This window comes from Pseudomonas sp. SBB6 (assembly GCF_024213215.1).
In the GTDB taxonomy this organism is placed as follows: Bacteria; Pseudomonadota; Gammaproteobacteria; order Pseudomonadales; family Pseudomonadaceae; genus Aquipseudomonas; species Aquipseudomonas donghuensis.
Genome location: NZ_JANAVH010000002.1, coordinates 1 through 21,350 on the forward strand (window position 1 = coordinate 1; position 21,350 = coordinate 21,350).

Annotated in this window: 21 protein-coding genes and 2 pseudogenes; 14 read left to right on the forward strand and 9 right to left on the reverse strand. The window is 64.6% G+C overall.

The genetic code is table 11. The features are described from left to right. Positions 1 to 195: 195 nt before the first annotated feature. Complete coding sequence (locus NLX68_RS03215; RefSeq protein ID WP_254282650.1) at positions 196 to 618, reverse strand: MerR family transcriptional regulator; 423 nt, start codon at positions 616 to 618, stop codon at positions 196 to 198. Positions 619 to 700: 82 nt separating this feature from the next. On the opposite strand from NLX68_RS03215, the gene NLX68_RS03220 reads away from it, so the two are divergent. Both NLX68_RS03220 and NLX68_RS03225 read left to right on the forward strand, forming a co-directional pair. Beyond that, positions 701 to 1,531, forward strand: a complete 831-nt coding sequence (locus tag NLX68_RS03220; RefSeq protein ID WP_254282651.1) for an alpha/beta fold hydrolase — start codon at positions 701 to 703, stop codon at positions 1,529 to 1,531. Positions 1,532 to 1,645: 114 nt separating this feature from the next. Then, entirely contained in the window at positions 1,646 to 2,878 is a 1,233-nt protein-coding gene (locus NLX68_RS03225) for an NADH:flavin oxidoreductase/NADH oxidase family protein (RefSeq protein ID WP_254282652.1), read from the forward strand. A gap of 45 nt (positions 2,879 to 2,923) precedes the next feature. Here the strand turns inward: NLX68_RS03225 and NLX68_RS03230 are convergent, their stop codons facing one another. After that, positions 2,924 to 3,454: a glyoxalase superfamily protein gene (locus NLX68_RS03230; protein ID WP_036996071.1), complete on the reverse strand. Its 531-nt coding sequence runs from the start codon at positions 3,452 to 3,454 to the stop codon at positions 2,924 to 2,926. A gap of 202 nt (positions 3,455 to 3,656) precedes the next feature. Here NLX68_RS03230 and NLX68_RS03235 point away from each other — a divergent pair. The 4 genes and pseudogenes from NLX68_RS03235 to NLX68_RS03250 form a co-directional block, all read left to right on the forward strand. Further along, positions 3,657 to 3,950 (forward strand): annotated as a pseudogene (locus NLX68_RS03235) (dihydrofolate reductase family protein); the annotation flags it as partial. Between the two features lie 31 nt (positions 3,951 to 3,981). Further along, complete coding sequence (locus NLX68_RS03240; protein WP_254282653.1) at positions 3,982 to 4,653, forward strand: bifunctional 2-polyprenyl-6-hydroxyphenol methylase/3-demethylubiquinol 3-O-methyltransferase UbiG; 672 nt, start codon at positions 3,982 to 3,984, stop codon at positions 4,651 to 4,653. Between the two features lie 45 nt (positions 4,654 to 4,698). Next, on the forward strand, positions 4,699 to 4,917 hold the full coding sequence (locus tag NLX68_RS03245) for a DUF4287 domain-containing protein (protein WP_254282654.1): 219 nt from the start codon (positions 4,699 to 4,701) through the stop codon (positions 4,915 to 4,917). 37 nt (positions 4,918 to 4,954) lie between these two features. Beyond that, positions 4,955 to 5,104 (forward strand): annotated as a pseudogene (locus tag NLX68_RS03250) (LysR family transcriptional regulator); the annotation flags it as partial. Between the two features lie 203 nt (positions 5,105 to 5,307). Here NLX68_RS03250 and NLX68_RS03255 read toward each other — a convergent pair. Next, positions 5,308 to 5,577, reverse strand: coding sequence for a hypothetical protein (locus tag NLX68_RS03255; RefSeq protein WP_254282655.1), 270 nt, complete (start codon positions 5,575 to 5,577; stop codon positions 5,308 to 5,310). 200 nt (positions 5,578 to 5,777) lie between these two features. Between NLX68_RS03255 and NLX68_RS03260 the strand changes: the two genes are divergently transcribed. From NLX68_RS03260 to NLX68_RS03275, 4 genes are all read left to right on the forward strand, one after another. Continuing rightward, positions 5,778 to 6,443, forward strand: a complete 666-nt coding sequence (locus NLX68_RS03260) for an ABC transporter ATP-binding protein (protein ID WP_036996073.1) — start codon at positions 5,778 to 5,780, stop codon at positions 6,441 to 6,443. Beyond that, positions 6,443 to 8,896 carry an ABC transporter permease gene (locus tag NLX68_RS03265; protein WP_254282656.1) on the forward strand — a complete coding sequence of 818 codons (2,454 nt, stop codon included), beginning with the start codon at positions 6,443 to 6,445 and terminating at the stop codon, positions 8,894 to 8,896. Before NLX68_RS03260 ends, NLX68_RS03265 begins: the two co-directional genes overlap by 1 nt. Beyond that, positions 8,886 to 9,950 carry a lipocalin-like domain-containing protein gene (locus tag NLX68_RS03270; protein WP_254282657.1) on the forward strand — a complete coding sequence of 355 codons (1,065 nt, stop codon included), beginning with the start codon at positions 8,886 to 8,888 and terminating at the stop codon, positions 9,948 to 9,950. The genes NLX68_RS03265 and NLX68_RS03270 overlap by 11 nt, the downstream gene beginning before the upstream one ends. 177 nt (positions 9,951 to 10,127) lie before the next feature. Further along, entirely contained in the window at positions 10,128 to 10,565 is a 438-nt protein-coding gene (locus NLX68_RS03275; protein WP_254282658.1) for a hypothetical protein, read from the forward strand. A gap of 32 nt (positions 10,566 to 10,597) precedes the next feature. Here the strand turns inward: NLX68_RS03275 and NLX68_RS03280 are convergent, their stop codons facing one another. Next, complete coding sequence (locus tag NLX68_RS03280) at positions 10,598 to 10,825, reverse strand: hypothetical protein (RefSeq protein WP_254282659.1); 228 nt, start codon at positions 10,823 to 10,825, stop codon at positions 10,598 to 10,600. Here NLX68_RS03280 and NLX68_RS03285 point away from each other — a divergent pair. Beyond that, on the forward strand, positions 10,824 to 11,216 hold the full coding sequence (locus NLX68_RS03285; RefSeq protein WP_254282660.1) for a GFA family protein: 393 nt from the start codon (positions 10,824 to 10,826) through the stop codon (positions 11,214 to 11,216). The two genes, NLX68_RS03280 and NLX68_RS03285, sit on opposite strands and share 2 nt — an antisense overlap. Here NLX68_RS03285 and NLX68_RS03290 read toward each other — a convergent pair. Continuing rightward, complete coding sequence (locus NLX68_RS03290; RefSeq protein WP_254282661.1) at positions 11,213 to 11,716, reverse strand: GNAT family N-acetyltransferase; 504 nt, start codon at positions 11,714 to 11,716, stop codon at positions 11,213 to 11,215. The genes NLX68_RS03285 and NLX68_RS03290 overlap by 4 nt on opposite strands. 95 nt (positions 11,717 to 11,811) lie before the next feature. Here NLX68_RS03290 and NLX68_RS03295 point away from each other — a divergent pair, with 95 nt between their 5' ends. Together NLX68_RS03295 and NLX68_RS03300 are read left to right on the forward strand one after the other, a co-directional pair. Further along, positions 11,812 to 12,840, forward strand: coding sequence for a DUF1176 domain-containing protein (locus NLX68_RS03295; RefSeq protein ID WP_254282662.1), 1,029 nt, complete (start codon positions 11,812 to 11,814; stop codon positions 12,838 to 12,840). A 234-nt stretch (positions 12,841 to 13,074) separates the two neighbouring features. After that, positions 13,075 to 15,426 (forward strand): TonB-dependent receptor, encoded by a 2,352-nt coding sequence (locus tag NLX68_RS03300; protein WP_254283308.1) that lies wholly within the window; start codon positions 13,075 to 13,077, stop codon positions 15,424 to 15,426. Between the two features lie 118 nt (positions 15,427 to 15,544). On the opposite strand, the gene NLX68_RS03305 is transcribed toward NLX68_RS03300, so the two are convergent. Beyond that, positions 15,545 to 16,027: a VOC family protein gene (locus NLX68_RS03305; RefSeq protein WP_254282663.1), complete on the reverse strand. Its 483-nt coding sequence runs from the start codon at positions 16,025 to 16,027 to the stop codon at positions 15,545 to 15,547. Positions 16,028 to 16,105: 78 nt separating this feature from the next. On the opposite strand from NLX68_RS03305, the gene NLX68_RS03310 reads away from it, so the two are divergent. Beyond that, complete coding sequence (locus NLX68_RS03310; RefSeq protein WP_254282664.1) at positions 16,106 to 16,447, forward strand: hypothetical protein; 342 nt, start codon at positions 16,106 to 16,108, stop codon at positions 16,445 to 16,447. Positions 16,448 to 16,468: 21 nt separating this feature from the next. Here the strand turns inward: NLX68_RS03310 and NLX68_RS03315 are convergent, their stop codons facing one another. Genes NLX68_RS03315 through NLX68_RS03325 form a run of 3 tightly spaced genes read right to left on the reverse strand, consistent with a single transcriptional unit; the run spans position 16,469 to position 21,260 of the window. Next, positions 16,469 to 17,833, reverse strand: coding sequence for a TolC family protein (locus tag NLX68_RS03315; RefSeq protein ID WP_254282665.1), 1,365 nt, complete (start codon positions 17,831 to 17,833; stop codon positions 16,469 to 16,471). Beyond that, entirely contained in the window at positions 17,830 to 20,010 is a 2,181-nt protein-coding gene (locus NLX68_RS03320) for a peptidase domain-containing ABC transporter (protein ID WP_254282666.1), read from the reverse strand. The genes NLX68_RS03315 and NLX68_RS03320 overlap by 4 nt, the downstream gene beginning before the upstream one ends. Continuing rightward, complete coding sequence (locus tag NLX68_RS03325) at positions 20,007 to 21,260, reverse strand: HlyD family secretion protein (RefSeq protein ID WP_254282667.1); 1,254 nt, start codon at positions 21,258 to 21,260, stop codon at positions 20,007 to 20,009. The genes NLX68_RS03320 and NLX68_RS03325 overlap by 4 nt, the downstream gene beginning before the upstream one ends. Between the last annotated feature and the right edge of the window lie 90 nt (positions 21,261 to 21,350).

Consider the following 21,350-nt stretch of genomic DNA (forward strand, 5'->3'; position numbering starts at 1 on the left):
CTCAATGGCCTGAGCCCTGTCGACTACAGGGCTCAGGCTGCTGGTTAATACTGTCCAACTTTAGGGGGGCAGTCCAGGGAAAGCATCAACCCTGAGAACGCGAAGCGGTCGTCGGCCTAGCTCCTGCGTCAACGGCACCGGCAGTTGGCTGAGCGGGCCGCCGTGGCGGGTCCAAGGTTAACGTCAACATTAAGATCAGGCCTGCTCCGCTCGCCCCTGTTCCAGCAACCGCTCCATCAGCATCCGTGCATTTTCGGTGCAGGCGCGGTCTTCGGGGCGGTTTTCGATGCTGTCGATGGCTACCAGCAATTGCGCGCGATTCTGCGCCAGTTGCTGTTGCAGCACTTCAATCTCGGCGACCTTGCGTTTGAGCCCGGCCAGCAGCGCGTCATGCTGCCAGCCGTCGGCGTTGGCCGGCAGCAGTTGGCGGATCTCCTCCAGGCTGAAGCCGGCACCCTGGGCGCTGGTGATGATTTGCAGGGTCCACAGCGCTTGCGGGGCGTAGTCGCGGTAGCCGTTGGCCTTGCGCGCCACCGATCTGATCAGGCCGCTGGCTTCGTAAAAGCGAATTCGCGAGGCACTCAGGCCGCTGCGTTTCGCCAGTTCTCCTATTCTCATAGCTCGCCTTCAACAGGGCATTGACCTTAAACCTCACTTTAACCCTAGGACGCAGCAAACACATCACAGAGGAGCAACGAACATGGCATTCGTCACCACCAAAGACGGCGTTGAAATCTTCTACAAGGACTGGGGCCCGCGCGATGCCCAGGTGATTCTCTTCCACCACGGCTGGCCGCTCAGCGGCGACGACTGGGATGCGCAGATGCTGTTCTTCCTGGCCCAGGGTTATCGGGTGATCGCCCACGACCGCCGCGGCCACGGGCGCTCCAGCCAGGTCTGGGATGGCCACGACATGGACCATTACGCCGATGACGTGGCAGCAGTGGTCGACCACCTGGGCGTACGCGGCGCGGTGCATGTCGGGCACTCCACCGGTGGCGGCGAGGTAGTCCATTACCTGGCCCGCCACGGCCAGGACCGCGCCAGCAAGGCGGCGATCCTCGCGGCGGTGCCGCCGCTGATGGTGCAAACCGCCAGTAACCCCGGCGGCCTGCCCAAGTCGGTGTTCGACGACCTGCAGGCGCAGCTGGCGGCCAACCGCGCGCAGTTCTACCACGACATTCCCGCCGGGCCGTTCTACGGCTACAACCGCCCCGGCGCGACGCCGTCGCAAGGGGTGATCCTCAACTGGTGGCGCCAGGGCATGATGGGCAGCGCCAAGGCCCACTACGACGGCATCGTCGCCTTCTCGCAGACCGACTTCACCGAGGACCTGAAGCGCCTCACCCTGCCGGTACTGGTGATGCACGGTGACGACGACCAGATCGTGCCGTACGAAAATTCAGGCCTGCTGTCGGCCAGGCTGCTGAGCAACAGCACCCTGAAAACCTACAAAGGCTACCCCCATGGCATGCCCACCACCCATGCCGACATCATCAACGCCGACCTGCTGGCCTTCATACGCAGCTGATGCGATGGTGCCAGGGCCCTGCCCTGGCACTTCGCCCACCCCTCTGAAAAAGCTTGTTGACATTAAAGTTAACTTTAACGTTATGGTTCGGACACGATCAACCGAGGTGTTGCCATGAACGTGTTCGACAAGCTGACATTGCCCAACGCAAGCGAAATCCCCAACCGCCTGGCCAAGGCCGCGATGGAAGAGAACATGGCCGACGCCGACCAGGCACCGTCCGCAGAGTTGCTGCGCTTGTACCAGGCCTGGGCCGAAGGTGGCGCCGGCCTGTTGATCAGCGGCAATGTGATGGTCGACAGCCGCGCCATGACCGGCCCGGGCGGCGTGGTGCTGGAGGATGACCGGCAGTTGGCCAAGTTCAAGCGCTGGGCCAGTGTCGGCCGTGCCCAGGGTGCGCAGTTCTGGCTGCAGATCAACCACCCCGGGCGGCAGATGCCGGCCAACCTCGGTCAGCCCACCTGGGCGCCGTCGGCGGTGGCGCTGGAGATGGGCAAACTGTCGAAGCACTTCAACCCACCCCAGGCGATGACCGAGACGGTGATCCACGCTGTCATCCAACGCTTTGCCCGTACCGCGCGACTGGCCGAACAGGCCGGTTTCACCGGGGTCGAGATTCATGCCGCGCATGGCTACCTGCTGAGCCAGTTCCTCTCGCCGCTGAGCAACAAGCGCAACGATGCCTGGGGCGGCTCGCTTGAGAACCGTGCACGGTTGTTGCTGGAAATCGTCAAGGCAGTGCGCGCGGTGGTAGCGCCGCAGTTTGCCGTGGCGGTCAAGCTCAACTCCGCCGACTTTCAGCGCGGCGGCTTCAGTGCCGATGATGCCCGTCAGGTGGTGCAACTGCTCAACGGCCTGGGCGTCGACCTGGTGGAATTGTCCGGTGGCAGCTACGAAGCCCCGGCCATGCAGGGTGATGCTCGTGACGGGCGGACCCTGGCCCGGGAAGCCTACTTCCTGGAGTTCGCCCGCGAGGTGCAGAAGGTGGCGAGCATGCCGCTGATGGTCACTGGCGGCATCCGCCGCCTGCCGGTGGCCCAGCAGGTGGTCGACAGTGGCGTGGCCATGGTCGGCATCGGCACGGCGCTAGCCATCGACCCCAACCTGCCCCGCGCCTGGCAGCAAGGCAAAGGCACGGCGCCGGCGCTGGCGCCGATCACCTGGAAGAACAAGCCGCTGGCATCGCTGGCCAACATGGCCCTGGTCAAGTTCCAGCTGCGCCAACTCAGCCAGGGCAAGGCGCCCCGCCCGCAGGTGTCGCCGCTGTGGGCGCTGATCGGCCAGCAACTGGGCAATACACTGCGCGCCCGCCAGTACCGGCAGTGGATCGCCCAGCGCGTGCGTTGAGCCACTTCACCCGCGATGAGGCCAGCACAGCTCTATCAGGGTCCATCAGCTCTGGCAGAAGCGGATCCGGTTGCCAAACGGGTCATAGACTTCCAGCACCTTGCCCCAGCCCTGCTCGACAATATCCGGCCGGCCATAGCCGTAACGCTTGGCCTGCAGCTCGTCGCGCAGTGGCTCGATATTGTGCATGGGCACGAAGATCGTCGCGCCCGGGCTGGCATCGCCGTGATGCTCGGACAGGTGCAACTGCAGGCCATCGCGGCTGATGCCCAGGTACAGCGGCAGGTCAGCCTCGAAACGGTGCTCGAACTCGACGCTGAAACCCAGGAACCCCAAATAGAACTCGCGGGCCTTGGTTTCATCGAAACTGCGCAGAATGGGGATGGGCTTGTCGAAGCGGATCGCCGCTGCCGGGCTGTCCGGAGGCAACAACGCAGCGGCGGTGTTCCAGTCTTTATAACCCAGCTGCTGCGCCACCAGCTCCAGCGCGCCTGAATGGGAAAGCTGCGGGCTCTGGGCTTGCAGCGACACGCGCAGACGCTTGGCCATCTGTTTGGCCTGTTCGAGTGAAATCATCGTTCCTCCTGGAGTCGAGGCCACAGGGTGCTCGCGTTGCCAAACTTCGACTGCAAGAAAAGCGACAGGGTTCGGGAGTTGTTCACATGCTTTCACCATGCCCTGAGGGCGCGAGCGGCAGGCAGCATTGGCCTGGGGGCGATAGTACACAGATGATCAGCGCACTGTCGATTTTGCCGCGCCTGGTTCGACTATGGTCAGGCATGCCCTGGTCGGGGAGCTGGCGCAGGCGATCCGTACCCTCAAGCAACAGGCGGGCGACACCTTGTTGACCCAGGGCAGCGGCGAGCTGGTGCGCCAATTGCTGGCGGCAGGGTTGGTGGATGAACTGCGGCTGTTGATCCACCCGATCATCCTCGGGCGTGGCAAGCGCTGGTTCGACGACCAGGCACACGCGTCGGCATTTACCCTGGCGCAATCGAGCAGCACGCCAAGCGGAGTGCTGGTTGCACGTTATGTGCTTAACGCAGAGGTACGCACCGGCTCGTTTGCCTAGACTGAGCAGGTACCGTCGACTGGAGAGCGCAATGCCCGCCCCTGAAACCGAGCTCTTGCAAAGCTGGCGACACAACGCCCGGGCCTGGATCGAAGCCATCCGCAGCGGCGCCATCGAAAGCCGCCTGATGGTTACCGATCAGGCCATTCTGCTGGCCGTGCTCGGCCGCCAGCCCGAACGCGTGCTGGACCTCGGCTGTGGTGAAGGCTGGTTGTTGCGGGCGCTGGCCAAGCGCGGCATCGATGCCGTGGGCGTCGATGGCGACCCGACCCTGGTGGAAGCGGCGCGGGCAGCAGGCGCTGCTCAGGTACACCTGGCCAGCTACCAGGCACTGGCACAAGCGCAGGTAGATATTGGCCGCGACTACAACCTGATCTGCGCCAACTTCGCCCTGCTGCACCAGGACATCATCCCCCTGCTCGGCGCCATGAACGCCCTGCTCGCCCCTGGCGGCGCCCTGGTGATCCAGACCCTGCACCCGTGGACGGCCGCTGCAGGCGACTATCAGGACGGTTGGCGGCAAGAGACCTTTGCCGGTTTTCAGGGCCAATGGCAACCCATGCCCTGGTACTTGCGCACCTTGTCCAGCTGGATCAATGCCCTGGACATGGCGGGGTTCAGGCTGATCGCCCTGCAGGAGCCGCAGCATCCGCAAAACCCGCTGCCGCAATCCTTGTTGCTGGTGGCCGAGTCGAGAGGATGAGTTCGGTCACCTCCCATTCCATCCACGTAAAAGGAAGCACGCGTCATGAGCGAAGAGACAAAAGTAAAAGGGCCAGCTTCGTACTTCCCCTCCATCGAGAAAAAGTACGGCCAGCCCATCAGCCACTGGCTGAACCAACTTGGCACGGTCAACGACAAGAAGCACATGGAGATGGTCAACTGGCTCAAAGCCGAACATGGTATGGGCCATGGCCATGCCAATGCGCTGGTGGCGTATTTTTTCGCGAGCGCTAAAAACACCTGACGACACAGACCCGATACCACAAGGCACAGGCATCACCGCCGAGCGGGTCGATCACCCGCGACTCAAGCGGCGTCCGACCCTGGCGCAGTTCTGCGCGCTGGAGCACGTGATCGTCTCACCCGATGGCGGCGGCTTTTTCGCGCCGACCGATGCGGCCCTGGCCGAACAGGGCCTGAACCGCCAGGTGGGGCCGGTGGGCAGGTGAACCGCACAGCCGTAACCGTGCTTGACGTAACCAACGCCGCCATCAAGCTCGCCGCGATGGGGGGATGTCCATCGTCACCCACGCCATAGCGCTCGAGGGTCTCGGGATACCTGAGCGTTGCATGAGTTCGGCAGCGGCGCTGACACTTGCCTGGTAATCGCGGATCAGTCTGGCGAGGAGATTGTTCATGCAGGCTCGCGTTGACAGGGCTGGTCCTCGTCGCACCAGCCAAGCGCTTTGTAGGAGGTTTTATCCTGCTCGGGATAGTCGCTTCGGTACTCTCCCCAGTCCATGTAGGCATAGTATTGGCTCATTGCATCGAAATAACTGTCAGCTTCGACTTCCCACACAAGCCTTGAGCCGGCGCCCATGAGCGCCCGCGCGTTGTCACCGCGGGGCCCAGCCAGGCAGAAGGTTTGACAGTCATCCGGTTCCACCCAGAGTTCATGTTTCATGTACAACGCTCGCGATTGAGTCCGCGCTATCGTGCACGAAATCATCGGTGAATGACCATTCCAAATCCTGTGGGAGCAGCTGGCCAGCGATCGAGCGCGAAGCGGTCGCAACCCAGCCGGTACCTACCGTGATTCGTGCAAAGCCCGGCAACACTGCTATTCCTGTACCCAGGTCCGCGTTTGCAAGGAACAACCGTCCAATGCTGGTCATCGAACACCTGCACAAGTCCTTCAGTACCGCCCAAGGCCCGCTACCGGTGCTGCAAGGCGTCGACTTGCACCTGGCCCAAGGCAGCAGCCTGGCGTTGATGGGCGAGTCCGGCAGCGGCAAGAGCACCCTGCTGCACCTGGTCGCCGGCCTCGATCGCGCCGACAGCGGGCGCATCCTGATCGACGGCCAGCCCCTGGACGGACGTTCAGAAGCCGCCCTGGCACGCTGGCGGCGGGAAGGCATCGGCCTGGTGTTCCAACAGTACAACCTGATCAGCAGCCTCGATGTGGCGGCCAATCTTGCCTTTCAGGCCCGGCTGGCGGCGCGCTGTGAGCAGCACTGGCTGGACTACCTGACAACCCGCCTTGGCCTCGCCAGCCTGCTGCAGCGCTACCCGGAGCAACTGTCCGGCGGCCAGCAGCAGCGGGTTGCCATTGGCCGGGCACTGGCCGCCCGTCCGCCACTGGTGCTGGCCGATGAGCCCACCGGCAGCCTCGACGAAGCCAGCAGCGATGAGGTACTGACGCTGATGCTGCAACTGGTCGGCGAGGCCGGCAGCAGCCTGCTGATGGTCACCCACAGCCCGCGCCAGGCTGCGCGCCTGGAGCAGCGCTGCGTCCTGCATGCCGGGCGTATACAGCGCGAGGCGCTGTGATGAGCCCGCTGCTGATTACCCTGCAGGCACTGCTGAGCCATTGGCGGCGCCATCGCTTGCAGTTTTTCAGCATCTTTACCGGCCTGTGGCTGGCCACCGCACTGTGGACCGGGGTGCAGGCGCTCAACAGTCAGGCCCGGGCCGACTACGCCCGCGCCAGTGCGGTGCTGACCGGCCCTGCGCAAGCGCAGCTGGAGGCCCGTAGCGGTGAGCGCTTCGATCAATCGCTGTATCTGCAACTGCGCAAGCTCGGCTGGCAGCTGTCGCCGGTGCTGGAGGGTCGCCTGCGCTTTGCCGGCGAGCAGCCGCTGACGGTGCGCCTGATCGGCATCGAGCCGCTGAGCCTGCCAGCGGCAATGACCGTTGCCGGCACCTCGCTGCAAGGGTTCGACTTGCAGGCATTCACCGGCATACCGGGGCAAGCCTGGGTGGGCCCCGATACGTTGCGACAACTGGGTGTGGATGCCACTGGGCGAGCTACCAGCAGTGACGGTCAGGTGTTGCCGCCCCTGGTGGTGCAGCCGCAGTTGGCACCGGGCGTGATCGTGGTGGATATCGGCCATGCACAAGCGTTGTTGCACGCACCCGGGCAATTGTCGCGATTGCTGGTGGGCGATGAGGCCAGGCCCTTGCCGGCAGAGCTCGCCGAGCGCCTGACCCTGCACGCGCCCAGCGACGACGGCGACCTGCAGCGTCTGACCGACAGCTTTCACCTCAACCTCACCGCCCTCGGCCTGCTGGCCTTCGTCGTCGGGCTGTTCATCGCCCATGCCGCCATCGGCTTGGCCCTGGAACAGCGCCGCGGCCTGATTCGCAACCTGCGCGCCTGCGGCATCAGCTTGAACACCCTGTTGATCGCCCTGGTACTGGAGCTGGGTGTTTTCGCCGTACTCGGCGGCCTGGCCGGAGTCGCCAGCGGTTATGGCCTGGCCGCCCTGTTGCTACCTGATGTCGCCGCCAGCTTGCGCGGCCTGTACGGCGCCCAGGTGGCCGGGCAACTGAACCTGCCGGCCTGGTGGTGGCTGGCGGGGGTCGTGGTGAGTGTCTTCGGTGCCTTGCTCGCGGGAGTGAGCAGCGTGCTGCGTGCTGCCCGTTTACCGTTGCTGGCCCTGGCGCAGCCGCAAGCCTGGCGCCTGGCCCAAGGGCCCTGGTTGCGCCGCCAGGCGCTGGCGGCCGGGCTGTTGCTGGCGGTTGCGTTGGGCTGCTGGCAATGGGGCAACAGCTTGGCCAGTGCCTTGCTCCTGCTCGCCACATTGCTACTGGCGGCAGCGTTGCTGTTGCCCGCCCTGCTCGATGGCGCGCTGGCCTGGCTGGCACGCCTGTGTCGTGGGCCGTTGGCGCAGTGGTTTGTCGCCGACAGCCGCCAGCAGCTCCCTGCCCTGAGCCTGGCGCTGATGGCGCTACTGTTGGCGTTGGCCGCCAGTGTCGGTGTGGGCAGCATGACCGAGGGCTTTCGCAAGACCTTCAGCGCTTGGCTCGACCAGCGCCTCTCTGCCGATCTTTACCTCACCCCCCAGGACACGACACAGGCCCTGCAGATCGCTGAGTGGCTAAGCCGGCAACCGGCAGTCACCGTGCTGCTGCCCAGCTGGCGTGCAGAAATACGCTTGCAGCAGTGGCCGGTACAAGTCCAGGGCATCATCGATCACCCCGCCTACCCTGCGCGCTGGCCATTGCTGGAACAACGCCCGCAGGCCTGGGCGCAATTGGCCAGCGGTCGGGCGGTGATGCTCAGTGAACAACTGGCCCGGCGCCTGGGCGTGCAGGTGGGCGACCCCCTGCAGCTACCGAGCCAGGCCATGACCGTGGTCGGCATCTATGCCGACTATGGCAACCCCAAGGGGCATCTGCTGGTCAATGCCGACTGGCTGCGCGGGCACCTGCCAGAGGCAAAGCTGAGCACTATCAGCCTGAACCTGGTGCCTGAAGGTATTGCGCCGCTCAAAGCCGACCTGCAACAACGCTTCGCCCTGGACGACAGCCGCGTGGTCGAGCAAGCCAGCTTGAAACGCTGGTCTACCGAGATCTTCAGCCGCACCTTCGCCGCCACCACGGCGCTCAACAGCCTGACCCTGGGGGTGGCGGGCATCGCCCTGTTCATCAGCCTGCTGACCCTGAGCCAGAGCCGCCTGGGCCAGTTGGCCCCCCTCTGGGCCCTGGGCGTGCGGCGCACCCACCTGGTGTGGTTGTCACTGGGGCAAACCCTGATGCTGAGCAGCCTGACCGTGCTCCTGGCCATCCCCTTGGGGCTGTTGCTGGCCTGGTGCCTGGTGGCGGTGGTCAATGTCCAGGCCTTCGGCTGGCGCCTGCCCCTGCATGTATTTGCCACGCAACTGCTGCAACTGGCGCTGCTCGGCCTGTTGACCAGCCTGCTGGCCAGCGCCTGGCCGTTGTGGCAACTGGCGCGGCGCCAGCCGAGCGCGCTGTTGAGGCAATTTGCCGATGAAGCGTAACCGCTGCCTGTTGATCGGCCTGTTGCTGCTGGGCGGTTGCGACCAGCCTGCGCCAACGCCCAAAGGCTTTGCCGGATTGGGCCAGGACGCCGCGGCCTTCAGCCAGGTGACGCGCGCCCATTCGCTGGTGTTCCCCCTCGACCACGCGGCCCACAATGGCTTTCGCATCGAGTGGTGGTACGTCACCGCCAACCTCAAGGACAACCAGGGACGTGACTGGGGCGCGCAGTGGACGCTGTTCCGCTCGGCCCTGCGCCCCGGCCCGGAAACAACCGGCTGGAACAGCCCCAACCTGTGGATGGGCCATGCCGCACTCACCGGCCCTGGCGGCCATCAGTCCAGCGAAACCCTGGCGCGCGGTGGCATTGGCCAGGCGGGCGTCGAAGCCACGCCGTTTCGGGCCTGGATCAACGATTGGTCATTGCAGGGCAGCAACGACCTCGCACGCCTGCAAATGACCGCCAACGGCAAGGGCTTCAACTACACCCTGAACCTGGTCAGCACCGGCCCGCTGGTGCTGCATGGCACCCAGGGCTACAGCGAAAAATCCGGCAAGGGCCAGGCGTCGTACTATTACAGCCAGCCGTTCTACCGGGTCAGCGGCGAGGTCGAACGCGACGGCCAACGCCTTGCGGTGACCGGCAGTGCCTGGCTCGACCGCGAATGGAGCAGCCAGCCCCTAGCCGCCGGGCAGTCGGGCTGGGACTGGTTTTCCCTGCACCTGGACAGCGGCGCCAAACTGATGCTGTTTCGCGTGCGCGAGACACAAGGCGCGCCCTATCGCGCAGGCACCTGGATCAGCGCCGAGGGTCGCGCCCAGGCACTGCAGGGTGAGCAGGTCCAGCTCAATGAGCTGGCCTGGAGCAAGCAGCAAAACGGCCGCAAGGTGCCCACCCGTTGGCGCGTGCAGGTGCCGGCGCATGGCGTGGATGTGCAGGTCGATGCACTGGAGCCGAACGCGTGGATGTCTACGCGCTTTCCGTACTGGGAAGGGCCCGTGCACTTTAGTGGAAGTGTGAGCGGCAAGGGCTATCTGGAAATGACCGGGTACTGACCTGGGCCGGGCAGCTCGGTCAGGATGGGTAGGTGAACGGGTCCCAGGTGAGTGGTGGCATAGCCTCCCCTGCGTTCAATCCTGCCATTTGGGCCGGACATGATCACATGAAAAACGTCGGGTATGATTTGGCCTACGCAAGCGCAGGCTCCGGCGCTTGCAATCACGGAGTTGATAATGGAATTTCCCACCACCCTATGGCACTGGTACGGGCAGGCAGAGTACAAGCGCGTGCTGGCGGTGTGCGAGGCGATTGAAGGGCTGACCTTTCTGGCCATGAGCGCCAGTGCGCAAGAAGATGCCATCCACCCCTGCCGGGCGTGTGAAACCTGGTCGGTAAAGATGTTGCCCTTGCATGACGCGCTGACTGTCTGCGGCAGCGCAATGCCTGCTCAGGTGCGCAACCCGTTGCAGCGGGTCTGGGAAATGTGCAACGAACTACCCGAGACAGCATTCGATTGCGGGGTCCGGCTGATGTTCGAGCACGAGGAGTGGCAGCCTCTGCGAGACGCCGCTGAGCTGACACTCGCCTTACTTGAGGTGGACCAGCTGGCGGCTTTTCTTGAGGAACTGGAGGTGGACTGTAGAAATGAAGTATGGGGACTGAAGAGATAAACAAGCGCCAGCGCTACCGTTTCGCAACGCATTCAGTCTGCTGGCAACAGCAACTCATGCCGCACTTGTAGGGCGATTGCGGCAAAGCCTTTTCCAGTACCTCGCTTGGCCGTTGAAAAGTGCTGATAGTTTGCTCCTGAACATTCAATTGCCGCTTTTTCAGTAAGCGTCCAATATCCATTACGATCCCTCGCAGGTTTCTTGATAACAGCATGGCGTTGCGCTAGCGCGCTCGCAATACGCGACAGGAGACGCACCATGGACCGATTCACCGGCGGTTGCCTGTGCGGCAATGTGCGCTTTGCAGCCTCGGGACGCCCCTACCGGGTCGGCCTTTGTCACTGCCTGGACTGCCGCAAGCACCATGGCGCGCTGTTTCACGCCTCGGCGATATTCCCCGAACACGCGGTCACCCTCGAGGGCGAAACCCGTGACTACGCCGGGCGCTATTTCTGCCCGTGCTGCGGCTCGTCGGTGTTCGCCCGCTCAGGCGATGAAGTCGAGATAAACCTGGGCTCTCTGGATGCCCCGGACCTGCTCACGCCCACCTACGAAAGCTGGACCATCCGCCGCGAGTCCTGGCTGCCGGCCTTCCCGATCAGCAGGCACTACGAACGGGATCGCGACGCGTCGGGGCGCTTTGAGGACTAAGCGACCAGCCGGCGCTCCATGGCCTGGGACATCAGGCTGGAGCCCTCCCGTAGTGGCTCCGGGGCGCCAACCGCCTGGAAGCCATGGGCCTGGTACAAACGCATCGCCGGGCTATCGGCGAGCGTGACGCCGAGGCGAACCCGGCGCACCGCAACGCTTGCCGCCCATTCCAGTGCCGCCTTGAGCAAGGCACTGCCGGCGCCCAAGCCGCGCGAAGCGGGATCGACCCACATCTGATAGAGATCCGCCACTGCGGGCTCGGCAGCGGCCAACTTGCACCAGACCAACCCACATACCGCGTCGCCATTGAACGCGAAAAATGCCCGGTCGTCAGCGTTGGCATTGGCGGCCGCGATGCGCGCCGCCCAGTTGTCATCGGCCCTTTGCGACTCTGCGTCGAAGGTGCTGCCGAAGGCATCCGGTGCATCCTGCAGTGCCCGCAGGCGCAGATCCCGGTAGGTTGGCCATTCATGGGGTAAAACGGGACGGATGGCGATCACAAGGCTTCCTGCGCTGGTTGACCCTAAACAGCTGCCAGACTACCACCAAGGTGCGATCATGCCGCCCTTCATCGACACCGCAGGATCAACCCACGATGTTTTCAGCAAGATGGACCTGGCTGGCCCTTACCCTGTTTCCCGCCCTGACCCAAGCCACAACACCGGAACCGGTGCCACTGACCCGGGTGTTCCAGGACTGGCGGGTGGCCTGCGACAACACCCGCCGCTGCACCGCAGTATCGGGCAGCACCGACAACCCAGGGATGGGCCTGTACATCGTTCGCGAAGCCGGCGCCAAGGGCAGCACCCGGGTCAGTGCGATCAGCTACGATGACGTCGCCCTGCGCTACGAGTTTCACCTCGATGGCCGCCCTACCGAAAAATGGCACATGGGCTCCCAGGGCCGTGAGTACTATTACCTGGAAAACGACGCCGCCGTCGAGAAGCTGCGCGAGCTGCGCAACAGCGACACCCTGAGTTCCAACAGCAACTTTGGTGAGCGCCGGGTGTCGCTGCAGGGCTTGAGCGCCACCCTGCTGCTGATGGATTCGGTGCAAGGGCGCATCGGCCACCCCAGTGCATTCGTGCGCCCTGGCTACCAGCCGGACAGCCGGGTGCCGCCGGCCCCGGCCACTCCCAAACTGCCGCGTTTCACCCTGGCACCGGCCTTGAGCGAGGCCGAGCAACAGGCCATAAGCGACTACATGATCGCCTTGAGCAAAGACGAACTGAGCGCTGCGCCCCATCAAAACTGGCAGGCCCAGGCCGAGGTCTACCCCCTGGACCCGGCTCACGCCCTGGTGCGCCTGCGCTACGGCTGTGCCGAGGACGGCTGCAACCACAGCCTCTACCGCGTCTCGCGCACGGCCCCTTACCAGGCGACGCCGCTTGAGCTCAAAGCGGCCCCCGAGGCTCATTTTGCCCCTGACCTGTACGGGTTGATCAGCTTCAACCCGGTCAGCGGCCAGTTGAAGGTTTTCCGCGAGATGGGCAAGGACTGCGGCGATAGCTCGATCTGGCAATACGACGGTACGGCCATGCAGCTCAAGGACCGCCGGACCATGTGGCGCTGCGACAGCATCAACGAGCAATACTGGCCGGTGATCTGGCGCGCCAAGGGTTGATCGCTGATGGCCGGCATCGGTCAGCTTCACCACGCGCGTGTTGCGCCCCGGCCTGATCAGCGAGCAGACCCGCCATCGTCATGCGTGGCATGATTTGCGAAAATCCCTGTCCCCTTTTGTTCGCTCGCTTGTCATCAAGGGCATGTGAACCCAAAAGAGAGCGCAACAATGCCCGCACTGACACGCCACCGAACGCGCCTGGCGTCTTCGTTTTCGTCCCCGACCCTGTGCCTGATGCTGGGCCTGGCGTCGCTGGCCCCGCTGTGTGCGCTGGCCGATAGCACCACCCGCAGCTACCAGGTGCCGGCTGGCGACCTGGGCGCGGCGCTGACCCGTTTTGCCGCCCAGGCCGGGGTCAGCCTGTCGGTGGACCCGGCCCTGGTCAATGGCCAGCGCAGCGCCGGCTTGAGCGGCAGTTTCAGCGTCGATGAAGGGTTTGCCCGGCTGCTGCAGGGCTCGGGCCTGCAACTGCAACCGGTGGCGGCGGGCGCCTACACCCTGGTGCCGGCACCGCAACGCGGCGACGCCGTGGAAATCGCCCCGACCAGCATCCTCGGTGCCCACAGCGGCGCTGACGACGATGGCCAACGCTATGCCGGTGGCCAGGTCGCCCGCCGTGGCTCGCAAGGCTTGCTCGGCTCGCGCGACTTCATGGAAACCCCCTTCAGCATGACCACCTACACCAGCGAGGCGATCAAGGGCCAGCAGGCGCGGACCCTCGGCGACCTGATCGCCAGCGACCCGTCGGTGCGCGCCACCAACCCGGCTGGCGGGCGCTTCGAGCAGTTCACTATTCGCGGCTTCAGCCTGTTCAACAGCGATGTCGCCTACAACGGCCTGTATGGCATCCTGCCGACCTATTCCATCGACATGGAAATGGCCGACCGCGTCGACATCATCAAAGGCCCCAGCCAGCTGATCAACGGCATCTCCCCACGCGGCAGCGTCGGCGGCGGCATCAACGTGGTGCCCAAGCGCGCCAGCGACAAACCGATCACCGAGTTTACCGGCAGCTACGCCTCAGGCAGCCAGATCGGCGGCGCCGTGGACATCGGCCGGCGTTTTGGTGAGGACGGCAAGTTCGGCCTGCGCTTCAACGGCGTCAAGCAATCGGGCGACACCGAATGGGACCAGCAGAGCGTCGACCGCGAGATGGCCGTGCTCGGCCTGGACTTTCGCGGCGAGCGGCTGCGCCTGTCCACCGATATCGGCCATACCGAGCGCAACACCGATGCGCCCCAGGAGGGGGTGATCGTCGGCGCCAATGCCAAGGTTCCGGATGCCGAGGAGGTGCGGCGCAACTACGCCCAGGCCTGGAGCAAGGCGCGCACCAACGACACCTTCGGCGCGGTGAACGCCGAATTCGATATCAACGACTCGCTGATGGCCTACGGCGCCGTCGGCGCGCGCAAGAGCAACCACGACTTCCTCCGCCATAACGTGCCGGTCTCCAACGATGCCGGTGACTTCAGCGTCCAGCCGCGCGACTTCACCCGCGACGAGAACGTGCGCACCGCCACCGCCGGCCTGCGCAACTGGTTCGAAACCGGCCCGGTGAGCCACGAGGTCAACCTCGCCGCCAACTACTTCTACATGGATTTCGAAAACGGCGGCGGGCGTTATGCGGCGCGCCCGAGCAACCTCTACAACCCGCGCCCTACCCCTACTCCCGGCCCCCTGCTGCGCTCGGACCCCAAGGTCTATACCGAGAACCGCTTCAGCGGCGTGGCGCTGTCCGACACCCTGGGCTTTTTCGACCAGCGCCTGCTGCTGACCCTGGGCGCGCGCTGGCAGCGGGTCCAGGTCGATGACTGGAGCGATGGCATCAAGGGCGACACCGCCTATGACGAAGAGAAGGTCTCGCCCTCGGGCGGCATCCTGTTCAAGCTCACCGACCAGCTCTCGCTGTATGCCAACTACATGGAAGGCCTGAGCCAGGGCAAGATCGCCCCGTCGACCTCGATCAACGAAGACCAGATCTTTGCACCGTTCATCAGCCGCCAGGTGGAGGTGGGTGCCAAATATGATCTGGGCAGCTTCGCCTTGACCGCCAGCGCCTTTCGCATCAAGCAGCCGGCTTACGAGACCAATGCCAGCACCCGGGTGTTCGGGCCCAACGGCAAGCGCGAAAACAAGGGCGTCGAGCTCAATGTGTTTGGCGAGCCGCTCAAGGGCTTTCGCCTGCTGGGTGGGGTGATGTACATCGACAGCGAACTGACCGACACCGTCGGCGGCAGCTTCGATGGCAACCGCGCCCCGGCAACGCCGGAGTACAACGTCAGCCTGGGCGCCGAGTATGACGTGCCGGCCCTCGCCGGCCTGACCCTGACGGCTCGCGGCCTGCATTCCAGCTCGCAATACCTGGACCAGGCCAACAGCAAGCAGATCGACGGCTGGGAGCGCTACGACCTCGGTGCACGCTATGCCTTCAAGGTCGATGACAAGGACATCACCCTGCGCGCCAGTGTCGAGAACGTGCTGGATGACCGCTACTGGGCCTCGGCGGGCGCCTCGGATGACAGTGAGGCGGGGCTGACCTTGTCGACGCCGCGCACCTACCTGGTGTCAGCGACCCTGGGTTTCTGAGGGCACAGCTTCGCGCTCGATCGCGGGTCAAGTCGAGGCGTCGCACCGCCGCTCCCACCCTTATTGTGGGAGCGGGCTTGCCCCGCGATGAGGCCAGCCCAGACAACACATTGGGTTGCTACTCTCCCCTGACCGCCGCCTCAATCACCGCAATGTCAATCTTGCGCATCCCCATCATCGCCTCGAAGGCGCGCTTGGCCGCAGCACGGTCTGGGCTGGTCACCGCCTCGACCAGCACCCGTGGCGAGATCTGCCACGACAGCCCCCACTTGTCCTTGCACCAGCCGCAGGCGCTTTCCTGGCCGCCATTGCCGACAATGGCATGCCACAAGCGATCGGTTTCCGCCTGGTCTTCGGTCGCCACCTGGAACGAGAACGCCTCGTTATGCTGGAACATCGGCCCACCGTTCAACCCCACGCAGGGGATGCCCAACACGGTAAACTCCACGGTCAGCACATCCCCCTCCTTGCCTGAGGGAAAGTCGCCCGGCGCCCGATGCACCGCACCGACCTTGCTGTCGGGGAAGGTTTGCGCGTAAAAGGTTGCAGCCTCAAGCGCGGTGCCGTCGTACCAGAGGCAGATGGTTGTTTTATTGCTCATCCTGGTTCTCCACGATTGGTGAATGGCAGGTTGATTCTAGTCATGAAGACAGCGGACATACGTGAGGATTTATACAACATGACCAGGATCAGCATTGCCTGCGCCTCACCCACCAGTGACCTGGAAATCGCCGTGTTTCTGCATCAACGGCTGAAGATGTCGATCAGCGGCGCCCGCAAGCTGTTGGCCATTGGCGCGCAGGGCTTTTTCTACAGCGCTGAGCTTTACGGCAATGACCATGTCCAGCGCGACAGCGACATTCGCGACATCCTGGCCTTCTTCCAGCAAAAACAGCTGGCGCTGATGCTGGTGGAAACCGACGAGGGCCAGGCGCTGCCTGTAGCGGATCTTGAGCAGTATTCAATACCCGAAGAGCACCTGCTCAACGCGCTGGACGCCTGCCGAGGGCGTTACCACTAGCGGCTTCATGCACCGGCAAGCTCACAACGCGCCGTTCAACTGCCCCAGGTCCGCCGCCAGTTGCAACCGGGCGGTGTACCAGTTGACCAGCGACTCCACGCGCCGCTGCTCGGCGATGGCCAGCTCGTTCTGTGCCCTGAGCAGCTCGATGATGCTGCCCACCCCGGCCTTGTAACGCCCCAGTGCCACCTGATGGGATTGCCCGGCGCTGGCGACAAAACTACGGCTGATCGCCAGCGCCCGCGTGCGCGCATCCAGAGTCTGGCGGCTCTTCCAGACGTTGAGGGCGACCGTGCGCTCGGCCTGCTCCACCGCCTGCTCGCGGGCACCGGCTTCGTAGTCGGCGGCACGGGCACGACGACGGCTAAGAAAGCCATCGAAGAGCGGCACGGTGATCTGCACCCCGACACTCCAGGTCTCGATCTGCTGGCGCGTCGACACCTGGTCGATCGGTGTGTCCTCCTGCTGGTAGCTGCTGAACAGCGACACCTTCGGGCGCCCCTCGGCACGCGCTTGATCCGCCTTGGCGCGGGTGGCGGACCACTCGGCGCGGGCCTTTTCGATGGCCGGGTGCAGGGCCCTGGCTTGCGCCATCAGGGCATCGACGCTGGCCATGAACTCGCCCTCCTGCCCCGCTGGCTCGTTCAAGGCCGTAAGCTTCAGCGGCGCCGAGGGTGACAGCCCGAGCGCACTGGCCAGGGCACCCTGGGCCGCCGCGTATTCACCCTCGGCCAGCACCCGTTCGAGTTGCGCCTGCTCATGGGTGGTCTGGGCCTGCAAGCGGTCGGTCTGCTCGCCGGCCCCGGCCTGGTATTTGGCCGTGGCCGCCTTGAGGCTGTTGGCCGCCAGCGATTCGGCGCTGCGCTTGGCCTCGAGCAACGCGGCGTTGGCCTGGACCTGGTAGAAGGCTTTGCTGGTGTCGAGCACCGTTGCCTGGATTTTTTCCACGCGACTGCTGGCGGCGGCATTCAACAACTGGCGGGCGCCCTCCACTTTCGCCGCCCGCAGGCCAAAGTCATACAGCACCCAGCTCAGGTTCACGCCATAGCTGTTGGTGCGGGTGTTCAAGGTTGAGTCCGCTTCGGGAAAGTTGTCATAGCGCGTCTTGCGGCTCGCTCGCCCGCTGCTGAGCTGGGCTTGTACGGTCGGCCAGTACGCCGAGTGCTCGGCATCAAGGTTGGCCTGGCTGCTCAGCTGCGACAGCCAGGCTTCGCGCACTTCAGGATCGGCGCACAGGGCAATGGCGACTGCCGTGGACAACCCCAGCGGCTCGTCCAGCTGCACGCGACCGGGACAGGCATCAAGCGGTTCGGCGGCCCTGCCCGGCGCAGCCAGGCTGGCTGCCAGCAACCCTGCCAGACACAGGCTGAGCAGGTGCCGGTTCATGACGACGCCGCACCGCGGATAATCTCGCCCGACTCGGCTGGCGCGTGCTCATCCGTCTCGATCAGCGGCCCGTCATAGACCACCCGGCCGTTGTCGAGCGCCAGCACCCGGCGCGCCGAGCGGATGGTATCGGGGCGATGAGCGACAATGATGCGGGTGATGTTCAGCGCTTGCAGCGCCTGGTTGACCGCCGCCTCCCTGGCGATGTCGAGGTGGCTGGTGGCTTCATCGAGAAACAGCAGCTTGGGCCGCCGGTACAGGGCCCGCGCCAGCAAGATGCGTTGCTTCTGCCCACCCGACAGTACCGTGCCCATGTCGCCCACCAGGGTGTTGTAGGCCATGGGCATCTGCGCGATGTCATCATGCACCGCAGCCATGCGCGCGCACTGCTCGACCCAGCGCGGGTTGGCTTCGGCACTGAAAAAACTGATGTTGTCGGCAATCGAGCCGGCGAACAGCACATCGTCCTGCAACACCGTGGCGCTGACCCGCCGCAGGCGGTCCAGGTTATGGCTATCGATGGCAACACCGTCGAGCAACACGCTGCCGCTGCTGGGCGCGAGGATGCCGAGCATGACGTTGAGCAAGGTGGTCTTGCCGCCGCCCGAGGGGCCGACAATCGCCAGTGAATCCCCGGCCTCGATGCGCACCGACACCTCGTCCAGCACATAGGGTTCATGCTCGCCGTAGCGGAACTTGAGCTGGCGCACTTCAAGGCTCGGCACACGCTCATCGGCGTCGCTGTCGTCAGCGGCCGGGCACTGCCTGTGTTCGGGTACCTGCAGCAGGATATCGGCCAGGCGCTCGCCATGCAGGCGCAGCATCAGCACATCGACCAGCTTGTCGATCAGCCCGGCTACACGGCTGTTGAACTGCTCCTTGTAAGCGTTGAAAGCGATAAGCATCCCGGCGCTGAACTGGCCCTCGAGCACCAGCCTTGCGCCGAGCCAGATCACCAGCAACGTCACCAGGCCAAACAACAGGCCGTTGAAGGCGCGATAGGCCAACTCCAGTTTCTGCGGGCGCAAGCCGGCGTTGATTTCCTCGACCAGCAAGCTGCCCCAGGTGCTGGCGCGCTGCTCCTGATGGCCGAACAACTTGATGGTGCGCACCCCGCGCATGCTTTCCAGAAAATAGCTCTGTTGCCGGGCGGCGTGCACCAGTTGCTCTTCGCTGGCGCGGCGCAACGGGCCGAACCAGGCCCAGCGCGCCAGTGCATAGATGACCATGGCCAGCAGTGCGATCAGCGCCAGCGGCGGGCTGTAGGCGAACATCAGGCCCAGGGTCACCAGGGTCATCAGGCCATCGAGCAAGGCCTCGACAAACGAGGTGGTCAGGGTGTGCTGGATCGATTTCAGCGAGCCGAAGCGCGACACGATATCGCCCAGGTGGCGACGCTCGAAAAAGGCCACGGGCAAGCGCACCAGGTGGCTGAATACATTGATCTGCCATTGGCTGCTGAGCAAGGTGCCCAGGTACATCAAGGCCCAGGAGCGGGCCAGTGCCAGGGTTTGCTGCATCAGCAGCAGCAAGCCGAAACCGATCGCCAGGACCGCCAGCAGGTCGAGGTCGGCGCTGACCAGAACCTTGTCGATCACCGTTTGCAAAAAAAACGGGCTGAGCACAATACACAGCTCCAGCGCCGCCGCCAGCAACAGCACATGGCTCAGCACCCCGGCAAAACCTTGCACCCGGCCCAGCAACTGGCGCAAACGCAGCGGTGGGTTGGCCGGCCCCGGCTGGAAGTCGCCCTGAGGCCACAGCTCCAGGGCCACGCCGGTGAACGCCGCCGAGACTTCATCGAACGACAGTGTGCACACCCCGCGTCCCGGGTCGTGCAGGGTTACCCCGCGCGGCCCGACTTCCTTGAGCACCACGAAGTGGTTGAAGTTCCAGTGCAGCACACAGGGCAATCGCAACTGCCCCAGCGCGTGCAGCTCCAGGCGCAACGGCCGGCTGGCCAGGCCCAACTGAGCGGCCATGGCCATCAGTTGCTTGAGGGTCGCGCCCTTCATTGACGGCGACAGCTTCTGGCGCAGCGAAAACAGGTCGTGGTGCTGGCCGTGGTAACCGGCGATCATCGCCAGGCAGGCCTGGCCGCACTCGGCGGCTTCGGCCTGGAGCACCATGGGCAGCTTGCGGCCGATGCCGAAGGCCAGCGATTGGCGAATGTTCAAAGGCGTTTCCCTATGCCGCGCAGGGGTTCAAGCAGCCACTCATAGAGAGGCATGTTCTCCTGCAGGATGTCTGCGTCCAGTTGCATGCCCGAGCGCAAGCGCTCGTTCAATCCGCGCCCGAGCATGCTTTGTTGTTCGAGGGTGACCCTGACCCGGTACAACGGGCCCTGTTCGCGCTGCTGCTCGGAGACGCCGCCCACGGTCATGATTTCATCGGCCGGCAGCGCGCTGCGCGACACCGACGCCACAGTGCCGCGGGCCAGGCCAAAATGCTGATAGGGATAAGCCTGATAACGCAGCAGCACCGCATCCCCAGGGCGCACGAAGCCCACCGAACGGCTGGGCACATAGAGTTCGGCGTACAGCTGGGCATCCTTGGGCACGATGCTCAGCAGTGGCCTGTTGCTGTCGGCGCGGGTGCCGTTGACCACGCCAATGGCCGTCACTTCGCCACTGGCCGGCGCGGTAATCACCACCTGGCGTTTGACTTCGCTTTCCAGCAGGCTGCCCTGGCTCTGCGACAAGCGCCGCTCAAGCTCAGCCAATTGCTTGCCCTGGTTGAACGGCAACTCGGCAAGCTCGGCGCGCAACGTCGCAATATCGTTGCGCAACGACAGCAATGAACGGCTCAGTTCTTCGCTGCGCAGGCGCACCTCCAGCACCGCATCCTGCTTTTCCTGAAGCTGGTCGCGGGACACGTAGTCCTGGCGCTGCAGGTCGGCGTAGCGCGCGGCGATGCCCTGAGCCAGGCCCAGGCGCTGGCGGCTGATGTCCATCTGGGTGACGACTTTGTGCTGCTCGCTGTCCAGCACGGCCAGGCGCCGTCGCTTGCCCTCCAGCTCTTGCAGGTGCAGCGCCCGGGTAGTGGCGATCTCCTCGGTAAGGCTATCGTTACGGCGCTTGATCAAACGGCTGATGGCGACCTGCGCGCCACCGGCCTCGGCATACAGGTCACTGCCTAGTGCCATCAATGTCGCGCCCGCCTCGACGGTCTGCCCCTCGACTGCGGCAAGGCCTTGCACCACCCCCGCCTGCGGCGCAAACACCTTGATCAGGCCCCCCTGGGGTACCAGCACACCGGTCACGGTGGCGCGGCGGGTGTAGCTGGCGCAGGTCAGAAACACGATCAACAGCACGCTGAACAGCAGCGCCGCGAGGGCCGCCCAGCGCAGGGGTACGGGCGAGACCAGCAGTACACTGCCCAACGCCTTGTCACGCCGTGCGTGCACGGCTTCGCTCCTGAATAACATGCCAATCCATGACCCGGCGGATAACGTTAATAACACTGAACAGACTGTTCACCTGAGTCCGTAGCAGCATAACGGCGGGTTAATCCGCAG